General features: G+C 56.8%; 14 protein-coding genes. 9 read left to right on the top strand and 5 right to left on the bottom strand.

Going from position 1 to position 14,254, the window contains the following annotated elements; translation table 11 throughout:
- Nucleotides 1–79: 79 nt before the first annotated feature.
- Nucleotides 80–1,426, bottom strand: coding sequence for an enolase C-terminal domain-like protein (locus tag AC2AXP_RS12145; protein WP_484381701.1), 1,347 nt, complete (start codon nt 1,424–1,426; stop codon nt 80–82).
- On the bottom strand, nt 1,404–2,759 hold the full coding sequence (locus AC2AXP_RS12140) for an MFS transporter (protein WP_004958013.1): 1,356 nt from the start codon (nt 2,757–2,759) through the stop codon (nt 1,404–1,406). The genes AC2AXP_RS12145 and AC2AXP_RS12140 overlap by 23 nt, the downstream gene beginning before the upstream one ends.
- Nucleotides 2,760–3,231: 472 nt before the next feature.
- Here AC2AXP_RS12140 and hemB point away from each other — a divergent pair, with 472 nt between their 5' ends.
- On the top strand, nt 3,232–4,212 hold the full coding sequence (gene hemB, locus AC2AXP_RS12135) for a porphobilinogen synthase (RefSeq protein WP_004958015.1): 981 nt from the start codon (nt 3,232–3,234) through the stop codon (nt 4,210–4,212).
- Between the two features lie 60 nt (nt 4,213–4,272).
- Here hemB and AC2AXP_RS12130 read toward each other — a convergent pair whose 3' ends face one another.
- The gene (locus AC2AXP_RS12130) at nt 4,273–5,022 is read right to left on the bottom strand and encodes a 3-oxoacyl-ACP reductase family protein (RefSeq protein WP_004958017.1); all 750 of its coding nucleotides are present in this window, start codon (nt 5,020–5,022) and stop codon (nt 4,273–4,275) included.
- Nucleotides 5,023–5,152: 130 nt separating this feature from the next.
- Between AC2AXP_RS12130 and AC2AXP_RS12125 the strand changes: the two genes are divergently transcribed.
- The 6 genes from AC2AXP_RS12125 to AC2AXP_RS12100 all read left to right on the top strand — a co-directional run bounded on the left by AC2AXP_RS12125 (nt 5,153) and on the right by AC2AXP_RS12100 (nt 11,257).
- The gene (locus AC2AXP_RS12125; protein WP_004958018.1) at nt 5,153–6,076 is read left to right on the top strand and encodes a LysR family transcriptional regulator; all 924 of its coding nucleotides are present in this window, start codon (nt 5,153–5,155) and stop codon (nt 6,074–6,076) included.
- Between the two features lie 80 nt (nt 6,077–6,156).
- Nucleotides 6,157–6,600, top strand: coding sequence for a lipocalin-like domain-containing protein (locus AC2AXP_RS12120; RefSeq protein WP_484381700.1), 444 nt, complete (start codon nt 6,157–6,159; stop codon nt 6,598–6,600).
- Nucleotides 6,597–7,265, top strand: coding sequence for a glutathione S-transferase family protein (locus tag AC2AXP_RS12115; protein ID WP_449145410.1), 669 nt, complete (start codon nt 6,597–6,599; stop codon nt 7,263–7,265). Before AC2AXP_RS12120 ends, AC2AXP_RS12115 begins: the two co-directional genes overlap by 4 nt.
- Nucleotides 7,266–7,310: 45 nt before the next feature.
- Entirely contained in the window at nt 7,311–7,727 is a 417-nt protein-coding gene (locus AC2AXP_RS12110; protein WP_004958023.1) for a VOC family protein, read from the top strand.
- A 330-nt stretch (nt 7,728–8,057) separates the two neighbouring features.
- Entirely contained in the window at nt 8,058–9,419 is a 1,362-nt protein-coding gene (locus tag AC2AXP_RS12105; RefSeq protein ID WP_004958025.1) for an NCS2 family permease, read from the top strand.
- 188 nt (nt 9,420–9,607) lie between these two features.
- Complete coding sequence (locus AC2AXP_RS12100; RefSeq protein ID WP_004958026.1) at nt 9,608–11,257, top strand: Na+/H+ antiporter; 1,650 nt, start codon at nt 9,608–9,610, stop codon at nt 11,255–11,257.
- A 28-nt stretch (nt 11,258–11,285) separates the two neighbouring features.
- Here AC2AXP_RS12100 and AC2AXP_RS12095 read toward each other — a convergent pair whose 3' ends face one another.
- On the bottom strand, nt 11,286–12,173 hold the full coding sequence (locus AC2AXP_RS12095; RefSeq protein ID WP_004958028.1) for a LysR family transcriptional regulator: 888 nt from the start codon (nt 12,171–12,173) through the stop codon (nt 11,286–11,288).
- Nucleotides 12,174–12,310: 137 nt separating this feature from the next.
- Here AC2AXP_RS12095 and AC2AXP_RS12090 point away from each other — a divergent pair, with 137 nt between their 5' ends.
- Nucleotides 12,311–12,727: a CidA/LrgA family protein gene (locus AC2AXP_RS12090; RefSeq protein WP_004958031.1), complete on the top strand. Its 417-nt coding sequence runs from the start codon at nt 12,311–12,313 to the stop codon at nt 12,725–12,727.
- Nucleotides 12,724–13,413 carry an LrgB family protein gene (locus tag AC2AXP_RS12085; RefSeq protein ID WP_004958033.1) on the top strand — a complete coding sequence of 230 codons (690 nt, stop codon included), beginning with the start codon at nt 12,724–12,726 and terminating at the stop codon, nt 13,411–13,413. The genes AC2AXP_RS12090 and AC2AXP_RS12085 overlap by 4 nt, the downstream gene beginning before the upstream one ends.
- A gap of 40 nt (nt 13,414–13,453) precedes the next feature.
- Here AC2AXP_RS12085 and AC2AXP_RS12080 read toward each other — a convergent pair whose 3' ends face one another.
- Complete coding sequence (locus AC2AXP_RS12080; RefSeq protein ID WP_484381699.1) at nt 13,454–14,146, bottom strand: CTP synthase C-terminal region-related (seleno)protein; 693 nt, start codon at nt 14,144–14,146, stop codon at nt 13,454–13,456.
- Nucleotides 14,147–14,254 lie beyond the last annotated feature (108 nt).

The following is a 14,254-nucleotide window of genomic DNA, read 5'->3' as shown; positions in this document are numbered from 1 at the left end:
GTGGTTGCTTCAGGCTAACGCGGCCGTTAAGCAAAAACAGCTGCGTTACCGATGCTGCGCCCTTTGCGCTCGGGCTCTGTCAGGGGCGGACCAATGCCGGTCGTTTGGCATTGTATTGCCAGTTATCAATCAAGAACTGCATGCCCAGCGCGTCATTGCGATTTTTATCCGGCAGTGATTGATACAGCGCATGCGCGGCTTCAACCCGCGTCATATCCAGTTCGATGCCGAGCCCCGGCCCTGCTGGCAGTTCCAGATAACCGTCGCGGATCTGCGGCGGTTGGTGGGTCAGATGCTGACCGTCCTGCCAGATCCAATGGGTATCAAAGGCGGTGATGCGATCGCCCGGCGCAGCCGCTCCCAGATGAGCAACCATTGCCAGTGACACGTCAAAATGATTATTGGAATGGCAGCCGGTGGTCAGCCCCCATTCATGGCAGAGCTGCGCCACGGTATGCGCATTGCGCGGCGTCCAGAAATGCGGGTCGGCCAGCGGAATGTCAATGGCGTTCAGTTGTAACGCGTGCTGGAGCTGGCGCCAGTCATTGGCAATCATGTTGGTGGCAACGGGAATACCGGTTGCACGCCTGAATTCCGCCAGCGTCTCTCGCCCGGAGAACCCCTGTTCTGCGCCACAGGGATCTTCCAGATAGGGAACGCGCCCTGCAAGCTGTTTGCCAAAACCAATGGCCTCGTCCAGCGACCAACTGGCATTGGGGTCGACGGTGATGCGTGCCGTTGGGAAACGTGCCAGCAAGGCTTCAACGGTTTCCACTTCGTACTCGCCCGGATGTACGCCGCCTTTGAGTTTGAAGTCGCGGAATCCGTAGTGCTCCTGCGCCGCTTCTGCCAGCCTGACCACCGCTTGATGATCCATCGCAGGTTGATGACGTAGCCAAAACCAGGGGGCGCGCTGCTGCTCACCGCTCTGATAGTTCATCGTGGTCAGCTTGCGATCGGCGATATAAAACAGATAACCCAACACCGGTATGCGGTCTCGCTGCCGCCCGCTGGCCAGCAAATCGGCCACCGGCAGCTCAAGATGCTTGCCGAGCAGATCCAGCAGCGCCGCCTCAATCGCCGCCGCCGCATTGTAGAATTTTTCGGGATTCATCTGCGGAATATGCACGCGATCGGTCTGCTCGCTGGTTTGCTGCCGGGCATCGCTGGCGAAAAGCCGACTGACGGTGGCGTTCATTTGGCATAATGAACTGCCGACCACCTGTGGCGTAAATTTTTCAAGCAGCGACAGGGTTGAGGCATGACATGGACATTCTCCCACCCCGCTATTGCCCGCCGAGTCGCCAATAATCACCAGGATGCGAGTGAAATGGCAGTTATGGGCACCGCCAATATTCAGCAGCATACTGTCGTAACCGGCAACCGGTACTACCCGCATGCTGTTAATGACTGGACTGTCGGGCATGTTCATTCTCCATCGAGTTGATTGCAGGGGGCGCTGGCTGGCGACGCAGCAACAGCCACAGGCCGGTGACTACCGAGACGCAGGTCAGGGCATACAGCCCGCCGGTAGTAGAACCGGTTGTGAGTTCCAGATAGCCGAACACCGTAGGCGCGAAGAATCCTCCCAGATTGCCTACCGAATTGATCAGCGCAATCCCCGGCGCCACGATACTGGCCGGCAGCTCGGCCTGGGGCATGGGCCAGAACAGCGTTGCGCTGACTTTTGAACCGATGCAGGCCACGATCATCGCCAGGAAACCGAACCAGGGCCCGCCGAGGGTAGCCATAAAGGTGCCACAGGCGGCGACCAGCATCGCCAGTCCCAGCCATTTGCTTAATTTGTTACGGTGTCTATCGCCAAGTCGCCCGACAATATTGAGCGCGACAATGGCGCACAACCATGGAAATGCGGTGAGCAAGCCGGTGCCAAAGCTGTTGAAACCTTGAATACGTTGAATGATTTGCGGTAGCCAGAAAACCAGCGTGTAACCGGTCATGGTCATGGTGAAAAAAAGCAGGCAGTAAACCAGGACATGGCGATCGGTCAACAGGTTCAGCTTGCCCGGCGCGGTATACTGCGCGTCACGCTCGCTGTCTTCCTGCGCCAGCTGTTGTTGCAGGGCCTGCTTTTCCGCCGGCGTCAGCCAGCGGGCATCGTTCGGTCGTGAAACCAGAACCAGCATGGCAAGCAGCCCGACCAGCACCGAACCGCCTCCTTCCAGGAACATCACCCATTTCCAGCCGGCCAAACCAAGAAAATCATGCATCAGCAGGATCGAGCCGGTAATCGGGCCGGAAAACAGGAAAGCCCCGGCGGTGGCACTTAATACCATGGCGGTGGCGCGTCCCCGATAGGCATTGGGTACCCACTGGCGGAAATAAAACAGCACCCCGGGGAAGAAACCGGCTTCCGCCACGCCGAGCAGAAAGCGCAGCACATAAAAATGGACCGGTGAGCTGACGAATCCGGTCATCACCACCACTATTCCCCAACTAATCATGATGCGGGTTAACCAGACGCGGGCTCCGTACTTTTTCATCATCAGATTACTGGGGACTTCGAACAGCGCGTAGCCAATAAAGAATAGCCCGGCACCGAGTCCGAAGGCAGCGGCGCTGATGCCGGCGTCGAGCTGCAATTCCGCCTTGATAAAGCCGATATTGGAGCGATCTATCTGATTAATGATGAGCATTATCGCCAGCATGGGAATGATGCGTTTAAAAAACTTTCCGATGGCACTGGTGAGATGCGTCTCGTGCTGCTGGGATAAAAGCGGAGGCTGGATGGCAGGCATTCGTAACCCTCTTCTTTTTTATATAATTAGCGAAGAGACTATTCGCCGACATCGGGCAGAGATATGTGTAAATGCACTAATAATCTTGTGCATTATTTTAATGAGTTATGTATCAACGGCATAAATATGACTACCGCACGGGTGTTTAGTGGAATTGTGCGCTTATTCACAATTAATGGATGAAAAATTATGCGATTGCATTAGCGGCCGCCTGGCGAGTTGAGAGCGAACGGCCTGCAAAACGTGGCGTGGCGGAGGGTTGACGTATCTTGCTTATCGACCCGATGCGTTTGACACTGGCTGGCCTGCAAGGCCGAGGTATCAAAAACATCGCATAATGATAAGCTATGCGCACGTTAGATGTAGCGCCCGTCACTATGGCTCATGCCATAATAGCGCATCGCCGAGCCAACGCTCGGCTGATGTTCTTATCGCCCAGATTCAGCAGACGGGCCAATTTTTAGGAGTTCCCATGTCAAGTCACTTCCCGCAGGTTCGCCCGCGTCGTCTCAGAAAATCCGAGTCGCTGCGCACGTTATTCCAGGAAACCGAATTCAGCGTTAACGATCTGGTACTGCCGATCTTCGTCGAAGAAGAGGTGGATGATTACGCCGTCATCGAGACCATGCCTGGCGTGTTGCGCATTCCGGAGTCCAAGCTGGCTTATGAGATCGAGCGCTATGCCAAAGCCGGTATTCGTTCGGTGATGACGTTCGGCATTTCTCACCATATGGATGCCACCGGCAGTGATACCTGGAAGGAAGACGGACTGGTGGCGCGTATGGCGCGTATCTGTAAAGACACGGTGCCAGAAATGATCGTCATGTCGGATACCTGCTTCTGTGAATATACCTCGCATGGGCATTGTGGTGTCTTGCACGACCACGGCGTCGATAACGATGCTACGCTGGTCAATCTCGGCAGGCAGGCGGTTATTGCTGCCGCTGCGGGGGCAGATTTTATCGCGCCGTCGGCGGCGATGGACGGCCAGGTGCAGGCAATCCGCAGCGCGCTGGATGAAGCCGGCTTTATCGACACCTCGATCATGGCCTACTCAACCAAGTTTGCCTCCTCGCTGTATGGACCGTTCCGTGAAGCCGGCGGCAGCGTATTGCAGGGCAACCGCAAAAATTATCAGATGAACCCGATGAACCGTCGCGAAGCGATCCGCGAGTCGCTGATGGACGAACAGGAAGGCGCAGATGCGTTGATGGTGAAACCGGCCGGCGCTTATCTGGACGTGATCAGTGACATTCGAGCCGCATCGCGTCTGCCGTTGGCGGCCTATCAGGTCAGCGGAGAATACGCGATGATCAAGTTTGCCGCACAGGCCGGCGCGATTGACGAGCGTAAAGTGGTGCGTGAAACGCTGGGCGCCATCAAGCGCGCCGGTGCAGATATTATCCTTTCGTACTTTGCGATGGATATTGCCGAAAACGGCATCGATTACTGATCGTTTTCTCCGCAATAAAAAGCCCCGAAAGGGGCTTTTTGCCGTCTGGCATTCCTGATGCTAGGCGGAAAAACCGCCGTCGATGCTCAGGCTGGCGCCGGTGATGTAACCGGCTTCCGGACCGGCCAGATAGGCGACAAAGCTGGCAATTTCATCGTCTTTGCCGTAACGGCCGATCGCCATCATGGCCTTCAGCTGCTCGGCGAATTCGCCGCTGTCAGGATTCATGTCGGTATCCACCGGGCCAGGCTGTACGTTGTTGACCGTGATGCCGCGTGGGCCAAGATCGCGCGCCATGCCCTTGGTCAAACCGACCAGCGCCGACTTGCTCATGGCATATATCGCACCGCCGGCAAACGGCATGCGTTCAGCATTGGTACTGCCGATGTTGATGATGCGGCCATGATCGTTCATATGGCGTGCCGCTTCCTGGCTGGCGATAAAGACGCTGCGGACGTTAACAGCCAGCGTGCGGTCCAGATCTTCCAGTGGCAGCTCTTCGGTGTTGCCCAGTGCCAGGACGCCGGCGTTGTTCACCAGAATGTCCAGTTTGCCAAAGTGATTTACCGCCTGGCGAATCGCCTGTTGCAGTGCGGCAGCATTGGCGCTGTCGGCCTGAATGGCCAACGCCTTGCCGCCAGCGGCGGTAATCGCGCTGACGACGGCATCGGCCTTGTCGGCCGATGCGACATAGGTTAACGCCACGGCGGCACCTTCGCGCGCCAGACGTTTGGCCACTGCTGCGCCGATGCCGCGAGAACCACCTTGAACGAAGGCGACTTTTCCTGATAGTGAAAGCGTTGCTGACATGATGTATCTCCAAATTGGCGAGGGTCAGGATGACGTGGTCAGTATCAAAGAAATCAACCTCGGCCACTAGCCATAAAGAGCTATAATCAGCTTAAACCATTGGTTTGAAATCGGCCTGAAAGGAAAACGCATGTTGGGACATCTTGAATGTTTTGTCAGCAGCGCTGAGCTGGGCAGTTTTTCTGCTGCCGGCCGCAAATTAGGCATCAGCCCGGCCGCTGTGGGCAAAAATATCACCAAACTCGAAGCTCAGGTCAGGGTTCGCCTGTTCCAGCGCAATACGCGTAAATTGATCCTCACTGAAGAAGGAGAGCGTTTCCTTCAGGAGGTCAAAGGCGGTTTGCTATCGATTCAGTGTGCGCTGAAAGGGCTGAGCAGCGCCGGCGGCGTAGCGGCCGGTACGCTCAAGGTCAGTATGGGAACCGCTTTTGGCCTGCATTTTATGTTGCCGATGCTGCCGGGGTTTCTTGCCAGGTATCCAGCCATCATACCTGACTGGCATTTTGACAACCGCCAGGTCGATATCATCGGCGAGCAGTTTGACGCCGCGCTTGGCGGCGGTTTCGAACTGGCGCAGGGCATGATCGCCCGCGAACTGGCCCCGGCGCATGGCGTGTTGGTCGCTTCGGCCGACTATCTGCGGCGACAGCCAGCGCTGCAGCATCCGGAGCAGTTGGCTGAGCATGCGGGTATCTTCATTCGCTCCCCGCAAACCGGGCGTATCAGAAACCTGCCGTTGCGCAATCCAGACAATGAACAGCGCCCGGCCGCCATGCAGGTAGCCATGACGGTGAACGAACCTGCGGCGGCGGCGCAGGCGGCGGAAATGGGCATGGGGATCGCGCTGATTGCCATGCCGAATGCCTTGCCCTATCTGGAAAGTGGCCACCTGGTCAGGGTGTTGCCGGAATGGTATGTCGATCGTGGCAGCGTACGTCTCTATTTTCCCAGCCTTAAATTTTTGCCGACCAAAACCCGGGTCTTTGTCGATTACATCATCGAGCAGTTTCGCACGCAGCAACTGGCGGCGCGTTTCGATGCGCGCAGAAAATAATGACGGCAGCCGATAGCTGCGCTGGCGGGGGGCGGGATTCGCCACTACCTTTAAACAAGGCTGAGTGGGGAGAAAAGATTATGGTTATGCATGCATTTATCGGCAGCTGGTCACTGGTATCTTCGGTGTTCAAGAATGAAGAAGGTACGGTGAGCCATCCGCTTGGCGAACAGGTGTTGGGGCGGATCAACTACGAAGCCAACGGCACCATGGCGGCACAGTTGTACAGCGCCGTACGACCGAAGTTTACCTCGAGCGATCCGGCGCAGGGTACGGACAGCGAGCTGCGATCGGCATTTATCAACATGATCTGCTATTACGGCCGTTATCAGATTGACGAGCCGGATCAGCGGGTGATCCATCAGGTTGAGGGCTGCTCGTTCCCCAACTGGATCGGCAGCCGGCAAGTGCGTTTTTATACCTTTACCGACGACAAACTGACGCTGCGCACCGTGCCGCTGCAAATCGGCAACGGCGTGCAGATTGGTGAGCTGGTATGGCAACGGATCGGGGACGCTCCATGATCATTGTTCATCACCTGAATAATTCCCGCTCTCAGCGTATTCTCTGGTTGTTGGAAGAGCTGGAGGTGCCGTACCAGGTGCAACGTTATCAACGCGATAGCGTTACCTTGCTGGCGCCTGCCGAACTCAAAAAGATCCATCCGCTGGGCAAGTCGCCGGTGATTGTCGATGGCGACCTGACGCTGGCGGAATCCGGTGCGATTATTGAATATCTGCAAGAGGCCTACGACGCGCAGGGGCAATTCATGCCCACCGATTACCATGCGCGCCAGCAGTATCGTTACTGGCTGCATTATGCCGAAGGTTCGTTGATGCCGTTGCTGGTGATGAAGCTGGTGTTTGGCCGGCTCGATCATCCGCCGATGCCGTGGCTGATGCGGCCGATCGCTGGAGCGATAGGCAAGGGGGTCCAGCGCGAATACCTGGATAAACAGATAGCAACGCATCGTGATTATCTGGAGCAGCATTTGGCGGCCAACGTCTGGTTTGTCGGCAATGATTTCAGCGCGGCGGATATTCAGATGAGTTTCCCGCTGGAAGCGTTGGCCGCGCGTTACCGGCTGGACGATTGCCCGAAGCTGCGTGACTTCCTGCAACGCATACATGCACGTCCGGCTTATCAACGGGCGTTGCAACAGGGCGGGCCCTATGACCTGCTGAGTTGACAAGCTGGACTATACTCGATGGGTCAAGGTTTATGGAGATAGCCGATGGCTACGCAAATCTTTATTAATCTGCCGGTCAATGACCTGCCTGCGGCAATGACATTTTTTGACCGGCTTGGTTTTACCTTCAATCAGCAATTTAGCGACGACACCGCTGCCTGCATGGTGGTGAGTGACACTATTTATGTGATGTTGCTGACACACGACAAATTCAAAATGTTTACCCCCAACCCAATCAGCGATGCCAGGAAGGCCAGCGAAGTGCTGCTCTGTCTGTCACAACCCAGTCGCGCCGCGGTGGACGACCTGGTGCGCAAGGCGGTAGCGGCCGGCGGCAATACCTATCATCAACCGCAGGATCACGGCTTTATGTACGGCCATGGTTTTCAGGATCTGGACGGCCATATCTGGGAGCTGATGTATATGGATCCGCAGGCAATGGCGTCACAGAACCCTGCGTAACCTCTTTTCAGCGGCAGTCGGTTTACCGCCTGCTTATTTATGTGACAAAAGTCGCAATTTCCGTAATGATGGCGTCACACGCTTTTCGGCCGGTTGTGTTGCGATCTTTAGTTGATCACACGGCCTGGAAGGCGGGATAATCGTTTGCCTACACCAAAACATCATAAATTCACCGGTACCGTGCAATGAGAGTTAATCGTTTGCCTTGAATTGCGGCGCCTATTGGCTGCGATTGGGAAGGATAAATAAGCAAACGTGACGGAAACGATTCCGTTATTGCCTTGCATGGGCAGGTGAGCCGCTTTTGCGAAAAACACAGGGGACAGCAGCATGTCGGATTCTCAAGCAAACAACGCCGTTAAATCAAAAGGCGGGCTTGACGGGTATTTCAAGATTTCAGCGCGTGGCAGCAATGTGCGTCAGGAAGTGGTGGCCGGTCTGACGACCTTCCTGGCCATGGTCTATTCGGTGATCGTGGTGCCGAGCATGCTCGGCAAGGCCGGTTTCCCACCGACTGCGGTATTTGTCGCGACCTGTCTGGTAGCCGGCTTGGGGTCGTTGCTGATGGGGCTGTGGGCCAACCTGCCGATGGCGATTGGCTGCGCGATTTCACTGACCGCCTTCACCGCATTCAGCCTGGTGCTGGGCCAGCATATCAGCATTCCGGTCGCGCTGGGTGCGGTGTTCTTGATGGGCGTATTGTTTACCGTGATTTCGGTTACCGGTATTCGCTCCTGGATCTTGCGCAATTTGCCGATGGGCGTGGCGCACGGCACCGGTATCGGTATCGGCCTGTTCCTGCTGCTGATTGCCGCCAACGGCGTTGGTCTGGTGGTGAAGAACCCACTGGACGGGTTGCCGGTAGCGCTGGGCGCCTTTACCTCGTTTCCGGTGGTGATGACGCTGCTCGGTCTGGCGGTGATTTTCGGCCTGGAAAAACTGCGAGTGCCGGGGGGCATTCTGCTGGTGATTATCGCCATTTCGGTCATTGGCCTGATTTTTGACCCGGCGGTGAAGTACCAGGGACTGTTCGCCATGCCAAGCCTGGCTGACGAAAATGGCAACTCGTTGATTTTCAGCCTGGATATCATGGGTGCATTGCAGCCGGTGGTGTTGCCGAGCGTGCTGGCGTTGGTGATGACCGCGGTGTTTGACGCCACCGGCACCATCCGCGCAGTGGCCGGGCAAGCCAACCTGCTGGATAAGGACGGCCAGATCATCAACGGCGGCAAAGCATTAACCTCCGACTCGGTGAGCAGCATTTTCTCCGGTCTGGTCGGCGCCGCGCCGGCTGCGGTCTACATCGAGTCGGCTGCGGGCACCGCCGCCGGTGGCAAGACCGGCCTGACGGCCACCGTGGTCGGTTTGCTGTTTCTGCTGATCCTGTTCCTGTCGCCGTTGTCGTATCTGGTTCCGGTATACGCGACCGCGCCGGCGCTGATGTACGTTGGCCTGCTGATGCTCAGCAACGTGACCAAACTGGATTTCAACGACTTTGTCGATGCGATGTCCGGCCTGCTGTGCGCGGTGTTTATCGTACTGACCTGCAACATCGTTACCGGCATCATGCTGGGCTTTAGCGCGCTGGTGATTGGCCGTATTTTCTCCGGCGAATGGCGCAAGTTGAACATCGGCACCGTGCTGATTGCCGTTGCGCTGGTCGCCTTCTATGCAGGCGGCTGGGCTATCTAAGCGTATCTTTAGCGGGGACGCCGTCGCTGCGTCCCCGTTTCATCGCTTCCATTCAGATAAGTCTCCTTCTTTATTTCGCCGTTTTTGAAAGGCACAACAAGCTTTCATCGCCATAAAAAAGTGTTCTACTATCACAGATACTCTGGCAACGAGCCTTTGTGGTCTGAACCGTAGAGTCTAAGGAAAGCATGGAAATCTTTTTTACTATTCTTATTTTAATCCTGGTGGTTTCACTGTCTGGGGTGGTGACACGAATGTTGCCGTTCCAGGTGCCGTTACCGTTAATGCAAATTGCCATCGGTGCGATGTTGGCCTGGCCGCATTTCGGGCTGCACGTTGATTTTGATCCTGAACTGTTTTTAGTGCTGTTTATTCCGCCGTTGCTGTTTGCTGACGGTTGGAAAACCCCAACGCGCGAATTTATCCATCACGGTCGCGAAATTCTCGGGCTGGCGCTGGTGCTGGTGTTGATCACCGTGGTCGGGGTCGGCTATCTGATCTACCTGATGGTGCCTGGCATTCCGCTGGTAGCGGCATTTGCGCTGGCGGCGGTGCTGTCGCCAACCGATGCGGTGGCGCTGGGCGGCATCGTCGGCAAGGGGCGCATTCCCAAATCCATTATGGGCGTACTGGAAGGTGAAGCGTTGATGAACGACGCTTCCGGCCTGGTATCGCTTAAATTCGCCATTGCGGTGGCGATGGGCACCATGGTGTTTACCGTCGGCGGCGCGACGTTGGAGTTCCTCAAGGTGGCGATCGGTGGTCTGCTGGCAGGGGTGGCGGTGACCTGGCTGTACAGTAAGTCGCTGCGCATCATGAGCCGCTGGAGCGGTGACGACCCGGCGACGCAAATCGTCTTGCTGCTGTTACTGCCGTTCGCTTCTTACCTGATTGCCGAACACATCGGCGTTTCCGGCATTCTGGCGGCGGTGGCGGCCGGCATGACCATCAGCCAGTCTGGTGTGATCCGCAATGCGCCACTGGCCATGCGACTGCGAGCCAACAGCGTCTGGGCGATGCTGGAGTTTGTCTTCAACGGCATGGTGTTCATCATGTTGGGTCTGCAACTGCCGGGGATATTGGAAACCTCTATCCTGCAGGCTGAACTGGATCCTACCATTGAGACCTGGTACCTGTTCGTTGACGTGGCGATCATTTATGCCGCGCTGCTGATCCTGCGTTTTACCTGGCTGTGGCTGATGAAAGGCGCCAGCAAACGCTTCCTGAAGAAGCGCCCGTTGCTGTTTGGCGATTACACCACGCGTGAACTGTGGGTGGCGTCGTTCGCTGGGGTACGTGGGGCGATTACGTTGGCCGGTGTGTTGTCGATTCCGCTGTTGTTGAGCGATGGCAGCGCGTTCCCGGCGCGTTACCAACTGGTGTTTATCGCCGCCGGTGTGATCCTGCTGTCGTTGCTGGTCGGGGTGCTGGCATTGCCGCTGTTGCTGCGCGGCGTGCAGGTGGCGGACAAGAGCGCCAGCAAAAGCGAGGAGCGCATGGCAATTGCCATGGCAGCGGAAGTGGCGATCGAAAGCATCAATAAAATGGAAGAACGCCTGGCGGCAGATACCGAAGAAAACCTCGATCCACAGGTGTTGAAGGAAATCAGTTCGCGGGTGGTGGGAACGCTGCGGCGGCGGATCGCCAGCGAAGACGATATTGAAAACGCGCTGGAGCTGGAAAACCTGGAACGGCGTTTCCGCCTGACGGCATTGCGCGCCGAACGTGGGGAGTTGTATCACCTGCGCGCCACGCAGAAAATCAGCAACGAGACGCTGCAAAAATTGCTGCATGACCTCGACCTGCTGGAAGCGTTGCTGGTGGAACGCGAAGGATAATGCCACAGGGCCGCGTTTGCGGCCCTGATTATTTCAGCGTCGGCCAGAAGTCGCGACAGCAGGCAATCCAGGCCTGTGCGCTATGGGAAAGATAACTGCCCTGGCGCCAGATCAAGCCGACCTTCCATTCCATTACCGGTTCCAGTGGCAGCCAGATCAAACTGCTTTTATCCAGCCACTGGCACACCGGTTCCGGCAGCATGGCTATCCCGACGCCGGCCTGGACCATCGAAGCCAGAAAATCCCACTGTCCGCTGCGTACCGCGATTTTTGGGGCGATATCGGCCTGGCGGAATGCGGTCATCAGCATTTTGTACAGCGCGAAATCCTCGTTGTAAATCAGGATTGGCCAGTCAGCCAATTCGCTGATAGCCACGCTGGTGCGGGTTTGCCAGTGCGCATTGCGCGGGGCGACCACGCACATGGGATGGCGTAGCAACGGCAAGAAGGTGAGCGGTTGTTCGACATCGGGCGAATATACCGTCATGGCGAGATCCAGTTCGCCGGCCAGCACCGCCTGTTCGCCGGACAGTCCCCCCAGTTCGGAAATCTTCAGTTCTACGCCAGGATAGGTTTGGCGAAAGGTACGGATCAGTTCGGCGATCTGCCGGCCCACCATCGGCGGTATGCCCAGTCGCAGCACCCCTTTACGTACCGAGCCGATGTCTTCCAGCTCCGCCTCAAGCTGGCGGAATTCATCCAGAATGGCCAGGCCGCGCTGATAAACCGCCTGACCGCTGTCGGTCAGATGCAGCTTTCGCCCCTCGCGGATTAGTAGCGTGCATTCCAGTTCCTCTTCCAGGTGACGCAGCATTTTGCTGATGGTTGGCTGGGTGACAAACAGTTTTTCCGCGGCGCGGGTAAAACTTTGCTGACGCACCACTTCAACGAAGTAGCGCAGGGTGCGAACATCCACAGTTTTTCTCCAGATGAGCGATACCGGCGGTAAACTATTCCCTTACGGCATGATGTTGATAATTTTAATTCATTTCAGTGGATGTTTCTCGGCTGCGTATACTGAAACTCGGAATTTTTTGCTCGAGGTTAGATGCCATGTCTATGGCGTTACGCGCGGCGGCGCCATCGCTGCTCAACCGCTTACAGGTACCGATCCAGGTCATTTTGTATGTGGTGCTATTTCTGATTGCCGATCGGCTGGTACAGCAGTTTCATCTGCCGCTGCCGGCCAATATCGTCGGCATGTTGATGCTGCTGTCGTTGATTGTGCTGCGGGTGTTGCCGCTGCGCTGGGTGAAGGCCGGTTCACGCTGGTTACTGGCCGAAATGCTGCTGTTCTTTGTCCCGGCGGTGGTGGCGGTGGTGAACTACGCCCAGTTACTGATGGTGGAGGGGTGGAAGATCTTTCTGGTGATCGCCATCAGCACCACGTTGACACTGGGTGCGACCGGAGTGGTGGTCGATCGCGCCTACCGTTTCGAACTTTGGCTGCAACGGCGTAAAGCACGATGAATGACTTTTTTATCAGTGCGGTGTGTTTTGCCGCGACGCTGGCGCTGTATTACGTCAATAAGAAACTGTATCGCCGGCGGCGTACGCTGTTGCTGATGCCGCTGGTGTTAACGCCGATGGTTCTGGTACTGCTGCTGGTGGTAACGCACGTTTCCTATCAGGATTATATCGGTGAAACCCATTGGCTGCTGTGGCTGCTTGGCCCGGCGACCATCGCGTTTGCCGTGCCGGTTTACGAGAATCTGCATATTATTCGCCGCCACTGGCTGTCGCTCGGCGTTGGGGTCGTCACCGCGGTGCTGGTAGCGGTGTACAGCTCGGTGTGGCTGGCGCAGCTGCTGACGTTGCCGGAAGAAGTACAACGTAGCCTGGCGGTACGTTCGATTACCACGCCATTTGCCTTGGAGGCCGCCAGACAAATGGGCGGCCAGCCGGATTTGGTTGCGCTGTTTGTGGTGATCACCGGGGTGTTTGGCATGGCGATTGGGGAGATCCTGTTTCTGCGGTTAGCAGTGCGCAGTCGTCTGGCGAAGGGGGCCGGGCTTGGCGCCTCGTCACACGGCGCCGGCACCGCCCGCGCCTATGAAATGGGTGAAGAGGAAGGGGTGGTTTCAAGTTTGGTGATGATGCTGGCTGGCATCATCACCGTCGTGGCCGCGCCGCTGATTGGCCAACTGATGTGGTAAATGCAGACCTCTGCGCCGGTGAAGGCCGGCGCCGAAGCTGTTAGCGTCGTGCGGCGTCGATCAGCGCAACCACCAGCGGTGATAGCTGTTCATGCAACGCGGCGCGTTCAGACTGGAACAGCGTTGCCATGAAAAAACGGTGCTCGGGCAGTTCGATGGAGCGCACATCGCCCTCGCGATCGTGGCCGCTGATAATCAGCGGATATGGCTGGAGTTCGGCGACAAAATCCGGATTTACACCAAAGTTACAGTGATACCCCTCATGCGTTTCCAATCGGCCATAGATTTCAGCAATGCGCGTTTGCGGCAGAAAGACGACGGTGTCGGTTTTTTCCACCAGCGAGCAGGTTAACGGGGTAATGACCTGGCGGCCATCGCTGTCGGTTTCCGCGTGGCTGGCATTGTGCCAGCCCATGACGTTACGGGCATACTCCACTACCGCATACTGGAACCCACCGCAGGAGCCGAGGAATGGCACGTTCTGCTCGCGTGCGTGGCGGATAGCGATAAATGCGCCGTCATCGTTTTGATACGGGCTACCGGGGACGAGCCAGATGGCGTCGTAGCCTGCCAGTACTTCAGCATGGTTGACGGTTTCAGTCGGCAACCAGCAGGGGTCGATGTCGACATCCAGGTGAGCGGCGGCAAGGGACAGAGCAATGGGAATGGCCTGGTGGGCAACGGCCTGGGGACGAAAGTCTCCGACCAAGGCAATGCGGACTTGGGTTTTCATTACTGTTTCCTGTGTAGGGAAAGTATGAAGGTTACAACAATGTTAACTATAGTGCCGCTGGAATCTGGCAATATGGCACGAAATGCCGGGGAGATAACAGCGGGCGCA

It is taken from the genome of Serratia sp. Sp408 (assembly GCF_057180665.1).
The sequence above is the reverse complement of the archived record's forward strand: the minus strand, read 5'-3'. Positions and strand labels throughout refer to the sequence as shown.

Bases quoted from the DNA above. Each gene is read 5' to 3' on its own strand.
- AC2AXP_RS12145 (WP_484381701.1), bottom strand. From the start codon at position 1,426: ATGCCCGACAGTCCAGTCATTAACAGCATGCGGGTAGTACCGGTTGCC.
- AC2AXP_RS12140 (WP_004958013.1), bottom strand. From the start codon at position 2,759: ATGCCTGCCATCCAGCCTCCGCTTTTATCCCAGCAGCACGAGACGCAT.
- hemB (WP_004958015.1), top strand. From the start codon at position 3,232: ATGTCAAGTCACTTCCCGCAGGTTCGCCCGCGTCGTCTCAGAAAATCC.
- AC2AXP_RS12130 (WP_004958017.1), bottom strand. From the start codon at position 5,022: ATGTCAGCAACGCTTTCACTATCAGGAAAAGTCGCCTTCGTTCAAGGT.
- AC2AXP_RS12125 (WP_004958018.1), top strand. From the start codon at position 5,153: ATGTTGGGACATCTTGAATGTTTTGTCAGCAGCGCTGAGCTGGGCAGT.
- AC2AXP_RS12120 (WP_484381700.1), top strand. From the start codon at position 6,157: ATGGTTATGCATGCATTTATCGGCAGCTGGTCACTGGTATCTTCGGTG.
- AC2AXP_RS12115 (WP_449145410.1), top strand. From the start codon at position 6,597: ATGATCATTGTTCATCACCTGAATAATTCCCGCTCTCAGCGTATTCTC.
- AC2AXP_RS12110 (WP_004958023.1), top strand. From the start codon at position 7,311: ATGGCTACGCAAATCTTTATTAATCTGCCGGTCAATGACCTGCCTGCG.
- AC2AXP_RS12105 (WP_004958025.1), top strand. From the start codon at position 8,058: ATGTCGGATTCTCAAGCAAACAACGCCGTTAAATCAAAAGGCGGGCTT.
- AC2AXP_RS12100 (WP_004958026.1), top strand. From the start codon at position 9,608: ATGGAAATCTTTTTTACTATTCTTATTTTAATCCTGGTGGTTTCACTG.
- AC2AXP_RS12090 (WP_004958031.1), top strand. From the start codon at position 12,311: ATGTCTATGGCGTTACGCGCGGCGGCGCCATCGCTGCTCAACCGCTTA.
- AC2AXP_RS12085 (WP_004958033.1), top strand. From the start codon at position 12,724: ATGAATGACTTTTTTATCAGTGCGGTGTGTTTTGCCGCGACGCTGGCG.
- AC2AXP_RS12080 (WP_484381699.1), bottom strand. From the start codon at position 14,146: ATGAAAACCCAAGTCCGCATTGCCTTGGTCGGAGACTTTCGTCCCCAG.